The 1,023-nt window shown below is 65.1% G+C and carries 1 protein-coding gene; it reads left to right on the plus strand.

Annotated elements, in window-relative coordinates:
* Positions 1 to 83: 83 nt before the first annotated feature.
* Positions 84 to 1,023: IS481 family transposase (locus CSC76_RS18825; protein ID WP_162111487.1), on the plus strand; the 940-nt coding region annotated here is incomplete at its 3' end.

A 1,023-nucleotide genomic window follows, 5' to 3' on the forward strand; every position in this document is an offset into this window, starting at 1 on the left:
TGTGATCTCTCGGTAGGTTGTTCATCCGGGGCATCTCTGGAAGATGGGGGTTGCGAAGCCAACCCAGCCCCCAGGAGCCCCGGATGAACCTGCATAAACATGCCCGTTTGAGCCCGCGCGGTCGAGCCCTGCTCGTGGACCGCATCCTTGTTCAGGGCCTTCGCGTCGAAGAAGCAGCGCATGCGGCCGGTGTCAGCGTCCGCACGGCCTACAAGTGGCTCAGACGGTTCAAGGAGGAAGGTCCGCAAGGCTTGGTCGACCGGTCCTCTCGGCCACGTTCCTGCCCGCATGCCACGCCACAGGAGATTGTGCAGCACGTCATCGAGCGGCGCCGCTCACGGCAGACGTATCGGCAGATCGCCGGGCAACTGCCTGTTGCCCCGAGCACCATCGCCCGGCTGCTGCGTCGCGCCGGCCTGCACCGCTTGGCCGAACTGCAGCCGGCAGCGCCGGAGAACCGCTACGAATACGCCTTGCCCGGCCAGCTGCTGCATCTGGACATCAAGAAGCTTGCTCGTTTCCGACAGCCGGGGCATCGGGTCACCGGCAATCGCCAAGTCAACTCCGATGGCATCGGCTGGGAATACGTCCATCTGGCCATCGATGACCACTCCCGCGTGGCGTTCGGCTCCATCGAGCCGGACGAGCGCGGTAGTAGCGCGTGCAGGGCGCTGTTGCGGACGGTGCGCTACTACCGACGCTTGGGCGTGCAATTCGAGCGCGTCCTGACCGACAACGGCGCCTGCTACAGATCGCGTAGCTTCCGGCGTCTGGTCCGTCGGTTGGGCATGCGCCACCTGCGCACGCGCCCCTACACCCCACGCACCAACGGCAAGGCTGAGCGGCTGGTGCAGACCAGCCTGCGCGAATGGGCCTACGCCCGCTCATACGCCAACTCCGAACAGCGAGCCCACGCGCTGCAGGGCTGGCTTCATCACTACAACTGGCATCGACCACATGCCAGCCTTGGCTACAGGCCACCCATCACCCGAATCCCACTGAACAACGTGGTGGGTTTACACA

It is taken from the genome of Pseudoxanthomonas mexicana (genome assembly GCF_010093385.1).
Taxonomy (GTDB): Bacteria; Pseudomonadota; Gammaproteobacteria; order Xanthomonadales; family Xanthomonadaceae; genus Pseudoxanthomonas_A; species Pseudoxanthomonas_A mexicana.